This is a genomic window from uncultured Pseudomonas sp., from assembly GCF_943846705.1.
GTDB lineage: Bacteria > Pseudomonadota > Gammaproteobacteria > Pseudomonadales > Pseudomonadaceae > Aquipseudomonas.
Genome location: NZ_OX044366.1, coordinates 1,600,364 through 1,616,937, shown reverse-complemented (window position 1 = coordinate 1,616,937; position 16,574 = coordinate 1,600,364). Strand labels below are relative to the sequence as shown.

Below are 16,574 nucleotides of genomic sequence, written 5' to 3'. Positions count from 1 at the left end.
TCGATGACGACCCTAGCCACCAAGCGCCCGCTGCAGCTCAATGACCAAGGCCAACTGCGCCACTTTCTGTCCATCGACGGCCTGCCGCGCGAACTGCTGACAGAAATTCTCGACACTGCCGATTCCTTCCTTGAGGTCGGCGAGCGGGCCGTAAAGAAAGTCCCGCTGCTGCGCGGCAAGACCGTGTGCAACGTGTTCTTCGAGAACTCCACGCGCACCCGCACCACCTTCGAGCTGGCCGCCCAGCGCCTGTCCGCCGACGTAATCAGCCTCAACGTGTCGACCAGTTCGACCAGCAAGGGCGAAACCCTGTTCGACACCCTACGCAACCTCGAAGCCATGGCCGCCGACATCTTCGTCGTGCGCCACGGCGACTCCGGCGCCGCGCACTTTATTGCCGAGCATGTCTGCCCGAACCTGGCGATCATCAACGGCGGCGACGGCCGCCACGCACACCCGACCCAGGGCATGCTCGACATGCTGACCATCCGCCGCCACAAGGGCAGCTTCGAGAACCTCTCGGTGGCGATTGTTGGCGACATCCTGCACTCGCGGGTCGCGCGTTCGAACATGCTCGCGCTGAAGACCCTGGGCTGCCCGGACATCCGCGTGATCGCGCCCAAAACCCTACTGCCGGTCGGTATTGAGCAATATGGCGTCAGCGTTTACAGCGATATGGCCAAGGGCCTTAAGGACGTCGACGTGGTGATCATGCTGCGCCTGCAGCGTGAGCGCATGAGCGGCGGCCTGCTGCCCAGCGAGGGCGAGTTCTACCGCCTGTTCGGCCTGACCGAAGAACGCCTCAAACTGGCGAAACCCGATGCGCTGGTAATGCACCCTGGGCCGATCAACCGTGGCGTTGAGATCGAATCAGCGGTAGCCGACGGCCCGCAATCGGTGATCCTTAATCAGGTTACCTACGGCATCGCCATTCGCATGGCCGTGCTGTCCATGACCATGAGCGGGCAAAACGCCCAACGCCTACTCAATCAAGATGCCGAGGAGCAGAACTGATGCGTATCCGTATCCTCGGAGCCCGGGTGATCGATCCCAGCAGCGGCTTCGATCAGGTCGCCGATATCTTTATCGAAAGCGCCAAGATTGTCGCCATTGGCCAGGCTCCCGCCGGCTTTGTCGTCGAGCAGAACATCGACGCCCAAGGCCTAGTCGCCGCACCTGGCCTGGTCGACCTCAACGTCGCCCTGCGCGAACCGGGCTACAGCCGTAAAGGCAGTATTGCCACGGAAACCCTGGCCGCCGCTGCCGGTGGCGTCACCAGCCTGTGCTGCCCCCCCTTTACCAAACCGGTACTCGATACCCCGGCCGTGGCCGAGCTGATTCTCGACCGCGCCCGCGAGGCCGGGCACACCAAAGTCTTCCCGATCGGCGCGCTAAGCAAAGGTCTGGAAGGCGAGCAGTTGGCCGAACTGGTGGCATTACGCGACGCCGGCTGCGTGGCCTTCGGCAACGGTCTCGAGAGCTTTCGCAATAACCGCACCCTGCGCCGCGCCCTGGAGTACGCAACCACCTTCGACCTGACGGTGATCTTCCATTCTCAAGATCACGATCTAGCCGAAGGCGGTCTGGCACATGAAGGCGCAATGGCCAGTTTCCTCGGCCTGCCGGGCATTCCGGAAAGCGCCGAGACCGTGGCCTTGGCGCGTGACTTATTGCTGGTCGAACAAACCGGCGTGCGCGCGCATTTCAGCCAGCTGACCAGCGCTCGTGGCGCGCAGTTAATCGCCGATGCTCAGGCGCGCGGCCTGCCAGTCACAGCTGACGTGGCCATGTACCAGTTAATCCTCACTGACGAGGCGCTGGAGGGCTTTTCCAGCCTGTACCACGTGCAGCCTCCGCTGCGCACGGCAGCTGACCGAGATGGTCTGCGGGCGGCGGTGAAAAGCGGTGTAATTTCAGCCATCTCCAGCCACCATCAGCCGCATGAACGTGACGCTAAACTGGCCCCATTCGGCGCCACGGAAGCGGGTATCAGCAGTGTGCAGTTGCTCCTGCCGTTGGCGATGAGCCTGGTACAAGATGGCTTACTCGACCTGCCTACTTTGCTAGCACGCCTAAGTAGCGGCCCGGCAGATGCCTTGGGCCTACCGCTCGGCCGGCTCAAGGTCGGCGCAGCAGCTGACCTGCTGCTGTTTGACCCGCAGGCGTCAACTCTGGCTGGCGAAAGCTGGTTTTCCAAAGGCAGCAACTGCCCGTTTATTGGCCACTGCCTGCCTGGCGCAGTGCGCTACACCCTGGTTGATGGCCACATCTGCTACCAGGCCTGAGAACCTGCTTACGGTCGCTGCGCGTCTGCCCTGCGCCGTTAAAAACCAGCAACAGGGACAAGCAAAAACAAAAAGCCCGCCAAATGGCGGGCTTTTTTTACCGAACACTCAGGCCCGCTGTGCGTTCTTCAGCGACACCTGGGTGTTCAGCGTCCAGAAGTCATACAGCACGCCTAGCAACAACAAGCCGCCAGTACAGAGGTAAATAATCCCGGTGATCCACTTACCCTGATACATGCGGTGCACACCGAAAATACCGAGGAAGGTCAGCAGAATCCAAGCCACGTTGTAATCGGTATCGCCTGCGGTAAAACGTAGATCCGCTTCACGATCCATTGCCGGAATCAGAAACAGATCGACGATCCAGCCGATAAATAGCAGGCCAAAGGTAAAAAACCAGATGGTCCCGGTAACCGGCTTACCGTAATAGAAACGGTGCGCACCGAGAAAACCAAAGATCCACAACAGGTAGCCTATAACCTTGCTATGGGTATCGTGCCTTGTATCCATATAGCTCTCCTTGTTTATCCTGTGCGCTTAAGACCGGTCATGCGCCTCAAGGTTTCGCTGCAATAAAAAACCCGCTGACGCGGGCTTGTTTACCACCGCCGTCAGCGGAAACGCCGGCCGGGCTCCTCATCACTGACTTCCAACGAGAGGCCCTGAGCCATGCTGCTCAGGTGATCGCCATCGGTTTCCGAACCGAGCTTGATCATCAGGCGCAGGTCGTTGGCCGAGTCTGCGTACAGCAGCGCATCTTCGTAGGTGATCTCGCCCTGGCTGTAGAGGTTGTACAGCGCCTGATCGAAGGTTTGCATACCCTGCTCGGTGGAGCGCTTCATCAGCGCCTTGAGCTCGTGCACCTCGCCTTTGCGGATCAAGTCCGCCGCCAGCGGGGTGTTGATCAACACTTCGATCACCGCACGCCGGCCTTTGCCATCGGGAGTTGGTATCAGTTGCTGTGCGACGATGGCCTTGAGGTTCAGCGACAAGTCCATCCACACCTGATTCTGCCGATCGGCCGGGAAGAAGTTGATGATCCGGTCCAACGCCTGGTTAGCGTTGTTGGCGTGCAAGGTGGCCAGGCACAGGTGCCCGGTTTCGGCGAAGGCCACGGCATGGTCCATGGTTTCGCGGGTGCGCACCTCACCGATCAAGATCACATCCGGAGCCTGACGCAGGGTGTTTTTCAGCGCCACCTCAAACGATTCGGTGTCGATACCCACTTCACGCTGGGTGACAATGCAGCTCTGATGCTGATGGATGTATTCGATCGGGTCTTCAATGGAGATGATGTGACCGCTACTGTTCTTGTTGCGATAGCCGATCATCGCCGCCAGAGAAGTCGACTTACCGGTACCAGTGGCACCCACAAAGAGCACCAGCCCGCGCTTGGTCAGCGCCAGCTTCTTGAGAACTTCCGGCAACTTCAGCTCATCCAGGGTCGGAATATTGGTCTCGATACGACGCAAGACCATGCCGGCCAGGTTGCGCTGATAGAAGGCGCTGACCCGGAAACGCCCAATACCACGGGCGCTGATGGCGAAGTTACACTCGTGATTCTCAGTAAAGTCACGGCGCTGCTGCTCGTTCATCACCGCGTGTACGGTTTCACGGGTTTGCTCTGGCGACATGGGCGTCTTGGTAATCGGCATAATTTTGCCGTTGACCTTCATCGACGGCGGCACGCCTGCGGTAATAAACAGGTCGGAGCCACCCTTCTCGACCATCAGACGCAGCAGTTTCTCGAATTCCATTAGTGTTCGCCCATGTGCATCACGCGGTTATGCAAAGCCAGCGGCAGGCGCGCGTGCTACCGCCGGGCTAAACCCGACAGGCAATTGCCGGCCGGGTCCTGTCAATTTAGAAGTTTTCCGGGGTCTTGGCCTTTTCACGGGCCGCTTCACGGCTGACGATGCCCTTGGAAACCAGGGTTTTCAGGCAAGAATCCAGGGTCTGCATGCCCAGCGAACCGCCGGTCTGAATCGCCGAGTACATCTGCGCCACCTTGTCTTCACGGATCAGGTTACGGATGGCCGGGGTACCGATCATGATTTCGTGGGCGGCGACGCGGCCGCCGCCGATTTTCTTCAGCAGGGTCTGCGAGATAACCGACTGCAGTGACTCGGAAAGCATGGAGCGAACCATGGACTTTTCTTCGGCAGGGAATACGTCCACCACGCGGTCGATGGTCTTGGCCGCCGAGGTGGTGTGCAGGGTGCCAAAGACCAGGTGCCCCGTTTCTGCGGCCGTCAGGGCCAGGCGGATGGTTTCCAGGTCACGCATCTCGCCGACCAGAATGATGTCCGGGTCTTCACGCAGCGCCGAGCGCAGGGCTTCGGAGAAGCCAAGGGTGTCGCGGTGCACTTCACGCTGGTTGATCAGGCACTTTTTCGATTCATGAACGAATTCGATCGGGTCTTCGACGGTCAGAATGTGGTGATACTTATTGCTGTTGATGTAGTCGAGCATCGCCGCCAAGGTGGTCGACTTACCGGAACCGGTCGGCCCGGTCACCAGCACCAAGCCGCGTGGCACATCAGATATTTTGCGGAAGATCTCGCCCATACCGAGGTCTTCCATGCTCAGCACTTTCGACGGAATGGTGCGGAATACCGCGCCAGGGCCGCGATTCTGGTTGAAGGCGTTAACCCGGAAACGCGCCACACCCGGCACTTCAAAGGAGAAGTCAGTCTCGAGAAACTCCTCGAAATCTTTGCGCTGCTTGTCGTTCATGATGTCGTAGATCAGCGCGTGTACTTGTTTATGGTCCAGTGCAGGCAAATTGATCCGGCGAACATCACCATCGACCCGAATCATCGGGGGCAGACCAGCGGAGAGGTGCAGGTCCGATGCACCTTGCTTGGCGCTGAAGGCCAGCAATTCAGTGATATCCATGGGACTCCCTAATGACAAACAAGCAGGTAGAATGCCGCTAAACCCAGGCGGCGGGCGCAAGTAATGTCCACGATAGCAGAGAATATTGCAAAGGTCGGAATGCGCATACGTGAGGCGGTGCAAGCCTCACAGCGAGATTGTGGGTCTGTCGGCCTGCTCGCAGTGAGCAAAACCAAACCGGCGGAAGCCGTGCGTGAGGCGTTTAGCGCCGGCACGGCGGATTTCGGCGAGAACTACTTGCAGGAAGCCCTGGATAAACAGGCGCAACTGTGCGATTTGCCACTGACCTGGCATTTTATTGGGCCGATCCAGTCGAACAAAACCAAACCTATCGCCGAGCACTTCAGCTGGGTGCACTCGGTGGACCGCCTGAAGATCGCCGAACGCCTGTCTGCACAGCGCCCGACTCACCTGCCGCCGCTAAATATCTGCCTGCAGGTGAATGTCAGTGGCGAAGCCAGCAAGTCCGGCTGCAGCCCAGATGAACTAGCGGCCCTGGCACAAGCGGTTACACAACTGCCCAACCTGCAGTTACGCGGATTGATGACAATTCCCGAGCCTACCGATAACCCTGCCGAACAACGCGCGGCCTTCGCCCGCCTGCGTGAGCTGCAGCAAGGTCTGAACCTAGACCTCGACACCTTGTCCATGGGCATGAGCCATGACTTGGAAGCGGCCATCGCCGAGGGCGCAACCTGGGTGCGTATCGGCACCGCATTATTCGGCGCGCGTGATTACCGCAACACCTGATTGAATGTGCCTTCATCCTTACCAAGGAAGCCTTTATGACCACTCCTCGCATTGCCTTTATCGGCGCCGGCAATATGGCCGCCAGCTTGATTGGTGGCCTGCGCGCGCAAGGCATCGACGCCAGCGCCATTCGTGCCAGTGACCGCGGAGCCGAACAACGCAGCAAAATCAGCGCCGAGCATGGCATCGAAACCTTCGCCAGCAACGCCGACGCAATCAAGGCTGCCGACGTGATCGTGCTGTCGGTCAAGCCGCAGGTCATGAAGGACGTCTGCCTAGACCTCGCCGCCCATATCAGCGAGCAGCAATTGGTGGTTTCGATTGCTGCCGGCATCAGCTGCGCCAGCCTGGAAAACTGGCTTGGCCCACGCGCCATCGTGCGCTGCATGCCCAACACCCCAGCCTTGCTGCGCCAGGGCGTCAGCGGCCTGTATGGCAACGCCCAGGTCTCGTCGCACCAACGCGAGCAAGCCGAACAGCTCCTCAGCGCCGTTGGTTTGGCCCTGTGGCTGGACACAGAAGAACAGATCGATGCGGTCACGGCGGTATCTGGCAGCGGCCCGGCCTACTTCTTCCTGCTGATTGAGGCCATGACCGCCGCTGGCGAGAAACTGGGCCTACCGCGCGACACCGCCGCCCAGCTGACCCTGCACACTGCCCTCGGCGCGGCGCGCATGGCCGTCGCCAGCGATGTCGATGCCAGCGAACTGCGCCGCCGCGTCACCTCGCCCGCCGGCACCACCGAGGCGGCGATCAAAAGCTTCCAGGCTGATGGCTTCGAAGCACTGGTCGAAAAAGCCCTAAACGCTGCCGCTCACCGCTCAGCCGAGCTGGCCGAACAACTGGGTCAATAAGGAACGAAGATGACTGGATTCACCACCGCCGCCGTTTACATCCTGCAAACCATCGGCAGCCTGTACCTGCTTATCGTGTTGCTGCGCTTTATCCTGCAATTGGTCCGTGCGGACTTCTATAACCCGCTCAGCCAGTTCATCGTGCGCGCCACCCACCCGCTGCTGAAACCCTTGCGCAAGATCATCCCCAGCCTGGCCGGCCTCGACCTGGCGTCCCTGGTGCTGGCGATTCTGGTACAGCTGGTGCTAATGGCACTGACCCTGATGTTGCTCGGCTACGGCCTGGAAAACCCGGTTCAGCTGCTGGTCTGGTCGGTGATTGGCGTTACCGCACTGTTTCTCAAGGTGTTCTTCTTTGCTTTGATCATCAGCGTGATTCTCTCCTGGGTCGCACAAGGCAGCCATAACCCGGCCGCCATGCTGGTCAACCAGATCTGCGAGCCGTTGCTGGCGCCGATTCGCCGCATCCTGCCCAGCATGGGAGGGCTGGACCTGTCGCCGATCGTGGCCTTCTTGCTGCTCAACCTGATCGACATGTTGGTGATTCGCAACCTGGCCGTCATGACCGGCATGTACAAAGGCCTCAGCCTGGCGCTCTGACCCCGAGCGACCGATGAGCCACTTCCGCTGGGACGGCGAAGACCTGATCCTCGCGTGCCACCTGCAACCCAAAGCGAGCACAGATGAGTTCGCCGGGCTGCACGGCGGGCGCGTGAAGATCCGCCTCACTGCGCCGCCTGTGGATGGCAAGGCCAATGCCCACCTGCTGGCCTTTCTGGCCAGCGCCTTCGCCGTGAGCAAAAGTCAGATCAGCCTGGAAAGCGGCCAGCAGAGCCGACAAAAGCGCGTACGCATCAAACAGCCGCTGCGCCTTCCAGGCGAACTCGGCCTGACCATTCAGTCGCCCTGAGCGACCACAAGGCGGGCGCATAACCGCCTGCAATTGACGTCACAGCTGCGACCCGCATAATGCCCGGCAGGTCTATCCACGGATGCATGGACCTGAGGTCATGCCACAGCCTTTAAAGCGCTAGCGGCCACATCAGCCTGGCGCGGCATCGCTCAATGGTTACCCGACTTGATTCGGCCAGCGTATACAATCGCCCCACAATGGATGCACCACCAGAGGAAAGCCAAGGATGAGCATGGAACGTCTCAGTCAACAGGTCGATGCTTACGTCACCTGGAAGCGCGAGCTGATGCGCGAGATCACGCGCTACCGCAGTTGGCTGGCAAACAACCGGCTGAACTCCGCAGCGGTGGAAGACAAGCTTGAGCGCGCCCTCAAGCTGCTGCGCACCGACCACATCACCCTGGCCTTTGTCGGCGAGTTTTCTCGCGGCAAAACCGAACTGATCAACAGCCTGTTCTTCTCCTCCTACGGCCAGCGCATGCTGCCGTCCCAGGCCGGGCGCACCACCATGTGCCCCACCGAGCTGTTCTTCGACCCACGCTCGGAGCGTTCCTACATCCGCCTGCTGCCCATCGAGACCCGTGTGTCCGAAGCCAGCATCGCGCAGTTCAAGCGCATTCCGGCGCACTGGGTGAATATCACCCTGGACCTCAGCGACCCGGACAACATGGTCCAGGCCTTTAACCAAGTGGCGCGCTGCAAGCCCATGCCGGTCGAGCAAGCCATTGCCCTGGGTTTCCACCCGGACATGCTGGAAAGCACCCATCGGCCTGGCGAAGTGCTGGTGCCCGCCTGGCGCCATGCCATGGTCAACTTTGACCACCCGCTGCTGCGCCAAGGCCTGCGCATCCTCGACACCCCCGGCTTGAATGCCCTCGGCAGCGAGCCGGAACTGACCCTGTCGATGCTGCCCAACGCCGAGGCGATCATCTTCCTGCTGTCCGCCGACACCGGAGTAACAGCCAGCGACATGGCGGTCTGGCAGCAACATATTCGCCAGCTCGACGAAGACACCCAGGCCTGCCTGTTCGCCGTGCTGAACAAGATCGATGTGCTCTGGGATGACCTGGCGGGCGAGACCTTCGTGCAAAACGCGATCCGCCAGATACAAACCAACACGGCCAAACAGCTCGGCATCCGGGTCGAGGACGTGCTGCCGCTGTCAGCCAAACAGGCGATGCTGGCCAAGGTGCGCAAGGACAAAGAGCTGCTGACCCGCAGCCAGATCAGCAACCTGGAAAACCTGCTCTGCGAGCGCATCATCGCGCAGAAGGAGCGCCTGCTCGAAGACCGCGTGGTGTTCCAGGTCATGGCCCTGCTGCAGAACAGCCAGCACGTGCTCAATCTGCGTCTGGAGAAGGTCAACGAGCAACAGGCCCTGCTGAGCAACCACCAACACGACAACGGCCAGATGCTGTTTGAACTGACCGCCAAGACCAAGGAAGACCACAGCCAGCACCACAAACGCCTACTGGGTCTGAAAACCAACCAGCGCCTGCTCAAGCGCCAGGGCGACCTGCTGCGTCACGCCTCGCGCAGCGAGCGCCTGGACGAACACCTGAACAAGGTGCGCATGGACCTCACCGGCAGCTGGACCACCCTGGGCATCAACCAGGCAATCCTGCGTTTCTTCCGCAGCGTGGAGCAGGATCAGCACAACCTGAGCCAGGAAGCCGAGATGGCCAACAAGATGGTCGCGGCCATCTATCGCCGGCACAACGAAGAAAACCCGCTGCATGGCGTCGATGCGCCGCAGTTCAACATCAGCCGCTACCTGCGTGAGCTGAAACAGCAGCAGGCCAAGGCTGACCAGTTCCGCCTGCAGCTGAAAACCCTGCTGACCGAACAGCGCAGCCTGACCAAACGTTTCTTCGCCACCCTGGTGCAGGAAGTGATCGGCCTGCACCAGCGCATGCGCCAGGACGCCGAGCAGTGGGCCAACGATGCGCTGATGCCCTTGATGCAACACACCCTGGAGCACAAACAGCTGCTGGAAACCCACATGCTGCGGCTCAAGGCCTTGGCTCAGGAAACCCAGCAAGCGCGCCAGCGCGGCCAGCAACTGGCGCGTTACAGCGCCGAGCTGGAGCAGCAGCTGGCGCAGGCCGCTGACATGCTGCGCACCTTGCGCCGCCCAGCCCCCGTGCTGCGTCAGGGCAAAGTCGTCAGCCTGCCAGGAATCGCCCGCCCGCACAGCATGGGCGAATAGCCGCACACACTGCGCCGGTTCGCGCCGCCCCACGCGCTTGCTGCCTGGGGCGGCGCTCTTTAGACTGCGGCTCTTCCTTTATTGCGAGCAGGGTCGATGTCGATTGCTTTCCCCCAAGACTCTGTTGGCCTGGTCACTCCACAGGTTCTGCACTTTGCCGAACCGCTGGCATTGGCCTGCGGGCGCAGCCTGGCCGACTATGAGCTGATCTTCGAAACCTATGGCGAGCTCAACGCCACGGCCAGTAACGCCGTGTTGATCTGCCATGCCTTGTCTGGCCACCATCACGCCGCCGGCTATCACAGCCCGGATGACCGTAAACCCGGTTGGTGGGACAGCTGCATTGGTCCCGGCAAGCCGATCGACACCAACAAGTTCTTCGTCGTCAGCCTGAACAATCTCGGCGGCTGCAACGGCTCCACCGGCCCCAGCAGCCTCAACCCGGCCACCGGCAAGCCGTTTGGCGCGGACTTCCCGGTGATGACCGTGGAGGACTGGGTGCACAGCCAGGCGCGCCTGGCCGACAGCCTGGGCATCCAGCAATGGGCCGCCGTCGTCGGCGGTAGCCTCGGCGGCATGCAGGCCATGCAATGGACCATCAGCTACCCCGAGCGCGTGCGTCATTGCCTGGCAATTGCTTCAGCGCCCAAGTTATCGGCGCAGAACATCGCCTTCAACGAAGTCGCGCGCCAGGCGATCCTCACCGATCCACAGTTCCATGGCGGACACTTCCAGGAACAGGGCGAGATCCCCAAGCGCGGGCTGATGCTGGCGCGCATGGTCGGGCACATCACCTACCTGTCGGATGACGCCATGGGCGAAAAATTCGGCCGTGGACTGAAGAGCGAGAAGCTCAACTACGACTTCCACAGCGTCGAGTTCCAAGTGGAAAGCTACCTGCGTTATCAGGGCGAGGAGTTCTCCACCCGTTTCGATGCCAACACCTACCTGCTGATGACCAAGGCGCTCGATTACTTCGACCCGGCGGCCCAGCACGATGGCGATCTGGCCAAGACCCTGGCCGGGGTGACCGCCGATTTTTGTGTGATGTCCTTCACCACGGACTGGCGCTTTTCGCCGCTGCGCTCGCGGGAAATCGTCGACGCGCTGACCGCCGCGCGGAAAAACGTCTGCTACCTGGAAATCGACGCGCCACAGGGCCACGACGCCTTCCTGATCCCCATTCCGCGCTATTTGCAGGCATTCGACAGCTATATGAAACGGATTAAGGTGTAGCCATGCGCGCGGATCTAGAAATCATTCAAGAGTGGATTCCGGCTGGCAGCCGCGTGCTGGACCTCGGCTGCGGTAACGGCGAATTGCTCGCCTGGCTGACGGAGCACAAACAGGTCAGCGGCTATGGCCTGGAGATCGATGCGGACAATATCGCCCAGTGCGTCAGCAAGGGCGTTAACGTGATCGAGCAGAACCTCGACAAAGGCCTGAGCAACTTCGCCAGTAGCAGCTTCGATGTGGTGGTGATGACCCAGTCACTGCAGGCCCTGCACTACCCCGACAAGGTGCTCGCGGAAATGCTCCGGGTCGGCAAGACCTGCATCATCACCTTCCCCAACTTCGCCCACTGGCGTTGCCGCTGGTACCTGACCACTAAAGGCCGTATGCCGGTCTCGGACTTTCTGCCCTACACCTGGTTCAACACGCCGAACATCCACTTCTGCACCTTCGAAGATTTCGAAAACCTCTGCCACGATCAGGGTGCGAAAATCAAAAATCGCTTGGCCGTGGATCGCGACCACCGGCACGGCTGGGCCAGCCGTATCTGGCCTAATCTGTTAGGTGAGATCGGTATTTACCGGATTAGCGGCGCCCCCCCCAAGCCCGACACCTCAACCGTTGAACGGGCTGCTGTTCAGGTTGATTGAATCAGGAGAATCACCATGCATCGTATTGCCGTGTTGTTTATCGCCCTATGCCTGAGCCTGCCCGCGCTGGCTGAGCGCAAGCAGAGCTTTGGCGATCTGGATGTGCACTACATCGCCTTCAACTCCAGCTTTCTGCAGCCGGACATTGCCGCTGCCAACGGCCTGGCCCGCAGCAAGACCCTGGGGGTGCTCAACATTTCCGTGCTCAAAGCCGGCAAAGCCAGCAGCGCCAGCGTCAGCGGCGAGGTCAAAGACCTGGTCGGGCGTAGCCATACGCTCAGCTTCAAGCAGGTCAATGAAGGCGAAGCCATCTACTACCTGGCGCAGTTCCCCTTCACCCAGCAGGAAATGCTGCGCTTCACCCTCTCTGTCCGCGTGGCCGATGGCGTCGCGCACAGCGTCGAGTTCAACCAGGAGTTTTTCCCCGACCGATGATCCACTTCAACGAACTGGTGCTGGCCAGCCACAACGCCGGCAAACTCAAAGAACTGCAAGCCATGCTCGGCAGCAGCGTGCGTGTGCGCTCGGTCGGTGAGTTTTCTGCCGTCGAGCCGGAAGAAACCGGCCTGTCGTTTATCGAGAACGCCATCCTCAAGGCGCGTAACGCGGCGCGGGTTTCCGGCTTGCCGGCATTGGCTGACGACTCCGGCCTGGCGGTGGACTTTCTCGGTGGCGCACCGGGCATCTATTCGGCGCGTTATGCCGATGGCCAGGGTGATGCGGCGAATAACGCCAAGCTGCTCGACGTATTAAAGGCTGTGCCGGACGCTGAGCGCGGCGCGCAGTTCGTCTGCTGCCTGGCACTGGTACGGCATGCCGACGACCCACTGCCGATTATCTGCGAAGGCCTCTGGCACGGGCGCATCCTGCACGCCGCGCAAGGCATCGAAGGCTTTGGCTATGACCCGCTGTTCTGGGTGCCCGAACGTGACTGTTCCAGCGCCGAGCTGCCGGCCGCCGAGAAGAACCAGATCAGCCACCGCGCCCGCGCCATGGCCCTGCTCAAACAGCGGCTGGGGCTGGTATGAACGACTCCTCCGGCGGCGGCTTCGCGCTGCCGCCGCTGGCACTCTATGTGCACATCCCCTGGTGCGTGAAGAAGTGCCCGTATTGCGACTTCAACTCCCACACCGCCGGGCCGAATCTGCCGGAGGAAGCCTACGTCGACGCCCTACTCGCTGACCTGGATGCCGACTTGGGCCACGTTCATGGCCGGCCGCTGACCTCGATTTTCTTCGGCGGCGGTACGCCCAGCCTGTTTTCAGCCAAGGCCCTCAGCCGCCTGCTGCAAGGCGTCGAGCAACGCGTGGCGTTTGCGCCAGACATTGAAATCACCCTGGAAGCCAACCCAGGCACCTTCGAACAGGCCAAGTTCCGCGACTACCGCAGCCTGGGCATCAATCGCCTGTCGATCGGTGTACAGAGCTTCCAGGCGCCCAAGTTGATCGCGCTGGGGCGCATCCACGATGGCGATGAAGCCGTGCACGCCGCCGACATGGCTCGCGCCGCCGGTTTCGATAATTTCAACCTGGACCTGATGCACGGCTTGCCGGATCAGTCCATCGAGGATGCCCTCAGCGATTTACGCATCGCCATCGCCCAGCAGCCGACGCACCTGTCCTGGTACCAGCTGACGGTAGAACCGAACACGGTGTTCTGGAACCAGCCGCCAGTGATGCCCGAGGACGACATCCTCTGGGACATCCAGGAGGCCGGGCAGGCCCTGCTGGCTGCCGAAGGCTACGCGCAGTATGAAGTGTCGGCTTACGCCCAAGCCGGCAAAGCCGCGCGGCATAATCTCAATTACTGGACCTTTGGCGATTTTCTCGGCATCGGTGCCGGCGCCCACGCCAAGCTGAGCAGCCCGGACGGGCGCATCAGCCGCAGCTGGAAGACCCGCCTGCCCAAGGACTACCTCGACAGCAGCAAGCGCTTCAACGCCGGCGAGCGCGTACTGAGTGCCGATGAGTTGCCCTTTGAATTTCTGATGAATGTGCTGCGTCTCACCGACGGCGTCGCCAGCGAGCTATTCACTCAACGCACCGGCCTGCCGCTGAGCCAGCTCACAGCGGCACGTACAGAGGCCCAGCAGCGCGGCCTGCTGCACAGCGATCCGACGCGCCTGAGCGCCACCCGCGAAGGCCAGCTGTTCCTCAATGACCTGCTGCAACACTTTCTCCCCTAACGCATGCGCCAGCACGGCTAAGGAAACCTTGATGGACCTGCTACTCGACCTGATCGTCACCCTGTCGCGCTGGAGCCGCAGCCACCTCTACGACATCTCGCTGACGATCATGGCGACCCTGCTGGTGCTGTTCGGCCCCGGCATCAACGCCTGGGTGCAACGCAATACCAGCAGCATGAACTTCATCTTGCGCACGCTGATCTTCGTGCTGCTCTGCGCCTTGGGTTACGGCTTGCTGATCGTCTTCGCCACGCCTTACCTGGCCAAGGGCCTGGGCTTGTTTAACAACTTCACCCTGGCGCCGATGCTGATCCTGGTGTTCTTTATCATCGGCATCCTCGCCGACCGCAACTAGGCCAGCAGCCCGCCCGGGGCAGGCGCTGGCGCGTTCAAGCGTCGGTGAAGCGCTGTAACTGCATCTCGTGCAGACGGCTCAGGGTGCGGCGGAAGGGAAAAGCCAGATACCCCTCGGTGTACAGCTGTTCCAACGGCACCTGGGCCTCCAGGTACAGCGGCACGCGGCGGTCGTAGCACTCATCGACCAGGGCGATAAAGCGCCGCACACTGTCGTCATGCACTGACAGCGCCGGCAGCGCTCGATCACCAGCAGCCACCCGTTCGACACCGTCCTCGGTGCCGCGGGCGATCTTCACCACGCGTTGCTGCGCACTCAGATTCGGCACCTCGCTCAGCACAATCGCGGCGAAGCGGTCGCACAAGTCGATGAAATCCAGGGCCGACAGCGGTTGCTCGCACAGTTCGGCATAGCGGCACCAGAGCACCTGCTCGCTGCGCTGCACCACGTTAACCGCCCTCCGGCCCAGCACAATCTGCTCGGTGGATGCCGGCAGCCCCGCCGCCAACTGCGCGAACAGCTGATTCAAGCCACTCGGCCGCTCTGGATGCGCCACCCAATAGCGCTGACGCGCAGCACCGGGGTGCAGGCGATGGTCCTGCCCGCCATCGATGCCCAACACCTGCATGTGCTGCTCGATCGCCGCAATCGCCGGCTGAAAGCGCTCGCGGTTGAAGCCATCGGCATACAGCTGCTGCGGCGGCTGGTTGGAGGTGGCGACCAGCACCACGCCGGCCTCGAACATCGCCTGCAGCAAGGGGCCGACGATCATCGCGTCGCCGATGTCATTGACGAACAGCTCGTCGAAACACAGCACCCGCACCTCTGCGCTCAGCTCGCGCGCCAACGCCCGCAAGGGATCGGGGGTGCCGGTCAGCTGAAACAAGCGCCGATGCACCCAACTCATAAAGTGATGAAAGTGCTGACGCCGAGCCGGCACCCGCAGGCTGCGATGGAACTGATCCATCAGCCAGGTCTTGCCGCGCCCCACCGGCCCCCAGAGATACACCCCGGCCGGCGTTAGCGCGGCGCTGTCGGCTTGATGCAAGGCTTGATAACAGTCCTCTAGCAGCCGCGCGGCCTGCCACTGCGCCTGATCCGACTCGAAGCCCAGCTGCTCGATGGCCTGTCGATAGGCTACCAGGGGTGACACCACTTCCATACAACCTCAACTAACCCAACCCGTGATGGCGGCGGCTATATTACAGCGCCGGGGCTGGCACGCAGCAATACGCTGGCGACCGCCCTAGCCCTTGAGCGACCCGAAGCGCAGACCCTAAGCAGCAGGATGGGTTGAGCGTGGCGATACCCATCGCCCTTTCGCGGCGCAGCATCTATGCGGCGGTCATTTGCTTACGCACCACCGCTGGCGTAGGCACTGAAAAATCAAACGATGCTGGATCTGCTTTGATGGGTATCGCTTCGCTCAACGCCATCCTACGAGGTGGTGCCTGCTCTAGCGCGGGCACGAAGCGTGGCGCTACACCAACAACCGCCACAGGCTTTGCCCCAACAGGCCACTGGCCGCCAGCAGGGACAGCAGCAGCAACAGCTGGCGCGGGCTGTGTTTGTCAAAGCGGCCGTCCAGGTAACGGGCCAGGGCGTAGCCGGCGAGCACGGCGGGGGCCAGTTTGAGGGTGCTGTACAGGTAGTCCAGCGGCATGCGCCCTTGGTAGAGCAGCACCAGCACCGAGACCGGGGTGGTCAGGAGGAAGAAGGCGGCCAATTCATCGCGCGCGCTGATGCGGCTGCAACTCTGGTAGACCAAGGCCATGGGCGGGCCACCGACCGAGGTGGCGGTGCCCATCAGCCCCGAGCAGAAGCCGGCGAATGCCAGGTTGCGCGGGTTGCAGCGGATTTCCAGCCAGCGGTAGCTGGTGGCGGTGGCGAGCAGCACGCAAGCGCCAAGCAACAGGCCGAGCCAGGCGCCGGGCAATAAGCCGAGCAGCAGGCCGCCGCACCAGGCGCCGGGCAACCGCGCCAGAATCGCCGGCATCGGCCGACGCCAGGCCAGCGCCTGGTGGTTGCCGAGCAGCATGCAGCACGCCAGGAGAAAACCCAGCAGCAGGATCGGCCCGGGTACGTAGCTGGGCTCCAGCAGGTACAGCAGCGGTGCGGCGAGCAGGCCGAAGCCGATGCCCAGCAAGCCTTGCACCAGGCTGCCGCCGAGCACGATCAACAGTGCCAGGCACTCACTGCCGCTGTACTCCAGCACGGCCTACTCCCGTCCGTCGCGGGTCTG

Annotated in this window: 18 protein-coding genes; 13 read left to right on the top strand and 5 right to left on the bottom strand. The window is 61.7% G+C overall.

The window, feature by feature from the left end:
• Nucleotides 1-3: 3 nt before the first annotated feature.
• Nucleotides 4-1,014: an aspartate carbamoyltransferase catalytic subunit gene (locus tag Q0V31_RS07675; protein ID WP_298186437.1), complete on the top strand. Its 1,011-nt coding sequence runs from the start codon at nt 4-6 to the stop codon at nt 1,012-1,014.
• Nucleotides 1,014-2,285, top strand: coding sequence for a dihydroorotase (locus tag Q0V31_RS07670; protein WP_298186434.1), 1,272 nt, complete (start codon nt 1,014-1,016; stop codon nt 2,283-2,285). The genes Q0V31_RS07675 and Q0V31_RS07670 overlap by 1 nt, the downstream gene beginning before the upstream one ends.
• 108 nt (nt 2,286-2,393) lie before the next feature.
• Here Q0V31_RS07670 and Q0V31_RS07665 read toward each other — a convergent pair whose 3' ends face one another.
• The 3 genes from Q0V31_RS07665 to Q0V31_RS07655 form a co-directional block, all read right to left on the bottom strand.
• Nucleotides 2,394-2,795 (bottom strand): NINE protein, encoded by a 402-nt coding sequence (locus tag Q0V31_RS07665; protein ID WP_298186432.1) that lies wholly within the window; start codon nt 2,793-2,795, stop codon nt 2,394-2,396.
• 101 nt (nt 2,796-2,896) lie between these two features.
• The gene (locus Q0V31_RS07660; protein ID WP_298186431.1) at nt 2,897-4,042 is read right to left on the bottom strand and encodes a PilT/PilU family type 4a pilus ATPase; all 1,146 of its coding nucleotides are present in this window, start codon (nt 4,040-4,042) and stop codon (nt 2,897-2,899) included.
• A gap of 106 nt (nt 4,043-4,148) precedes the next feature.
• Complete coding sequence (locus Q0V31_RS07655) at nt 4,149-5,183, bottom strand: type IV pilus twitching motility protein PilT (RefSeq protein ID WP_298186429.1); 1,035 nt, start codon at nt 5,181-5,183, stop codon at nt 4,149-4,151.
• Nucleotides 5,184-5,246: 63 nt separating this feature from the next.
• Here Q0V31_RS07655 and Q0V31_RS07650 point away from each other — a divergent pair, with 63 nt between their 5' ends.
• The 11 genes from Q0V31_RS07650 (at nt 5,247) to Q0V31_RS07600 (ending at nt 14,332) form a co-directional block, all read left to right on the top strand.
• A complete protein-coding gene (locus Q0V31_RS07650; RefSeq protein ID WP_298186427.1) occupies nt 5,247-5,933 on the top strand; it encodes a YggS family pyridoxal phosphate-dependent enzyme in 687 nt (228 codons plus the stop codon).
• 35 nt (nt 5,934-5,968) lie between these two features.
• Complete coding sequence (proC, locus tag Q0V31_RS07645) at nt 5,969-6,787, top strand: pyrroline-5-carboxylate reductase (protein ID WP_298186425.1); 819 nt, start codon at nt 5,969-5,971, stop codon at nt 6,785-6,787.
• Nucleotides 6,788-6,796: 9 nt separating this feature from the next.
• On the top strand, nt 6,797-7,387 hold the full coding sequence (locus Q0V31_RS07640) for a YggT family protein (RefSeq protein WP_298186423.1): 591 nt from the start codon (nt 6,797-6,799) through the stop codon (nt 7,385-7,387).
• A 13-nt stretch (nt 7,388-7,400) separates the two neighbouring features.
• Entirely contained in the window at nt 7,401-7,697 is a 297-nt protein-coding gene (locus Q0V31_RS07635) for a DUF167 family protein (RefSeq protein WP_298186419.1), read from the top strand.
• A gap of 229 nt (nt 7,698-7,926) precedes the next feature.
• Complete coding sequence (locus Q0V31_RS07630; protein WP_298186416.1) at nt 7,927-9,909, top strand: dynamin-like GTPase family protein; 1,983 nt, start codon at nt 7,927-7,929, stop codon at nt 9,907-9,909.
• Between the two features lie 96 nt (nt 9,910-10,005).
• Nucleotides 10,006-11,145, top strand: coding sequence for a homoserine O-acetyltransferase (locus Q0V31_RS07625; RefSeq protein WP_298186414.1), 1,140 nt, complete (start codon nt 10,006-10,008; stop codon nt 11,143-11,145).
• A 2-nt stretch (nt 11,146-11,147) separates the two neighbouring features.
• Nucleotides 11,148-11,792 (top strand): methionine biosynthesis protein MetW, encoded by a 645-nt coding sequence (gene metW, locus Q0V31_RS07620; RefSeq protein WP_298186411.1) that lies wholly within the window; start codon nt 11,148-11,150, stop codon nt 11,790-11,792.
• A 15-nt stretch (nt 11,793-11,807) separates the two neighbouring features.
• On the top strand, nt 11,808-12,227 hold the full coding sequence (locus Q0V31_RS07615; protein WP_298186409.1) for a DUF4426 domain-containing protein: 420 nt from the start codon (nt 11,808-11,810) through the stop codon (nt 12,225-12,227).
• Entirely contained in the window at nt 12,224-12,820 is a 597-nt protein-coding gene (gene rdgB, locus Q0V31_RS07610) for an RdgB/HAM1 family non-canonical purine NTP pyrophosphatase (RefSeq protein WP_298186406.1), read from the top strand. The genes Q0V31_RS07615 and rdgB overlap by 4 nt, the downstream gene beginning before the upstream one ends.
• A complete protein-coding gene (gene hemW, locus Q0V31_RS07605) occupies nt 12,817-13,977 on the top strand; it encodes a radical SAM family heme chaperone HemW (RefSeq protein WP_298186403.1) in 1,161 nt (386 codons plus the stop codon). Before rdgB ends, hemW begins: the two co-directional genes overlap by 4 nt.
• A 31-nt stretch (nt 13,978-14,008) precedes the next feature.
• Nucleotides 14,009-14,332, top strand: coding sequence for a DUF3392 domain-containing protein (locus Q0V31_RS07600; RefSeq protein WP_298186400.1), 324 nt, complete (start codon nt 14,009-14,011; stop codon nt 14,330-14,332).
• Nucleotides 14,333-14,366: 34 nt separating this feature from the next.
• Here Q0V31_RS07600 and zapE read toward each other — a convergent pair whose 3' ends face one another.
• On the bottom strand, nt 14,367-15,494 hold the full coding sequence (zapE, locus tag Q0V31_RS07595; RefSeq protein ID WP_298186398.1) for a cell division protein ZapE: 1,128 nt from the start codon (nt 15,492-15,494) through the stop codon (nt 14,367-14,369).
• A gap of 318 nt (nt 15,495-15,812) precedes the next feature.
• The gene (locus Q0V31_RS07590; protein ID WP_298186395.1) at nt 15,813-16,547 is read right to left on the bottom strand and encodes a TSUP family transporter; all 735 of its coding nucleotides are present in this window, start codon (nt 16,545-16,547) and stop codon (nt 15,813-15,815) included.
• Nucleotides 16,548-16,574: the final 27 nt, after the last annotated feature.

Excerpts from the sequence above, each read along its gene's own strand:
- Q0V31_RS07675 (WP_298186437.1), top strand. The coding sequence starts at position 4 with ATGACGACCCTAGCCACCAAGCGCCCGCTGCAGCTCAATGACCAAGGC.
- Q0V31_RS07670 (WP_298186434.1), top strand. The coding sequence starts at position 1,014 with ATGCGTATCCGTATCCTCGGAGCCCGGGTGATCGATCCCAGCAGCGGC.
- Q0V31_RS07665 (WP_298186432.1), bottom strand. The coding sequence starts at position 2,795 with ATGGATACAAGGCACGATACCCATAGCAAGGTTATAGGCTACCTGTTG.
- Q0V31_RS07660 (WP_298186431.1), bottom strand. The coding sequence starts at position 4,042 with ATGGAATTCGAGAAACTGCTGCGTCTGATGGTCGAGAAGGGTGGCTCC.
- Q0V31_RS07655 (WP_298186429.1), bottom strand. The coding sequence starts at position 5,183 with ATGGATATCACTGAATTGCTGGCCTTCAGCGCCAAGCAAGGTGCATCG.
- Q0V31_RS07650 (WP_298186427.1), top strand. The coding sequence starts at position 5,247 with ATGTCCACGATAGCAGAGAATATTGCAAAGGTCGGAATGCGCATACGT.
- proC (WP_298186425.1), top strand. The coding sequence starts at position 5,969 with ATGACCACTCCTCGCATTGCCTTTATCGGCGCCGGCAATATGGCCGCC.
- Q0V31_RS07640 (WP_298186423.1), top strand. The coding sequence starts at position 6,797 with ATGACTGGATTCACCACCGCCGCCGTTTACATCCTGCAAACCATCGGC.
- Q0V31_RS07635 (WP_298186419.1), top strand. The coding sequence starts at position 7,401 with ATGAGCCACTTCCGCTGGGACGGCGAAGACCTGATCCTCGCGTGCCAC.
- Q0V31_RS07630 (WP_298186416.1), top strand. The coding sequence starts at position 7,927 with ATGAGCATGGAACGTCTCAGTCAACAGGTCGATGCTTACGTCACCTGG.
- Q0V31_RS07625 (WP_298186414.1), top strand. The coding sequence starts at position 10,006 with ATGTCGATTGCTTTCCCCCAAGACTCTGTTGGCCTGGTCACTCCACAG.
- metW (WP_298186411.1), top strand. The coding sequence starts at position 11,148 with ATGCGCGCGGATCTAGAAATCATTCAAGAGTGGATTCCGGCTGGCAGC.
- Q0V31_RS07615 (WP_298186409.1), top strand. The coding sequence starts at position 11,808 with ATGCATCGTATTGCCGTGTTGTTTATCGCCCTATGCCTGAGCCTGCCC.
- rdgB (WP_298186406.1), top strand. The coding sequence starts at position 12,224 with ATGATCCACTTCAACGAACTGGTGCTGGCCAGCCACAACGCCGGCAAA.
- hemW (WP_298186403.1), top strand. The coding sequence starts at position 12,817 with ATGAACGACTCCTCCGGCGGCGGCTTCGCGCTGCCGCCGCTGGCACTC.
- Q0V31_RS07600 (WP_298186400.1), top strand. The coding sequence starts at position 14,009 with ATGGACCTGCTACTCGACCTGATCGTCACCCTGTCGCGCTGGAGCCGC.
- zapE (WP_298186398.1), bottom strand. The coding sequence starts at position 15,494 with ATGGAAGTGGTGTCACCCCTGGTAGCCTATCGACAGGCCATCGAGCAG.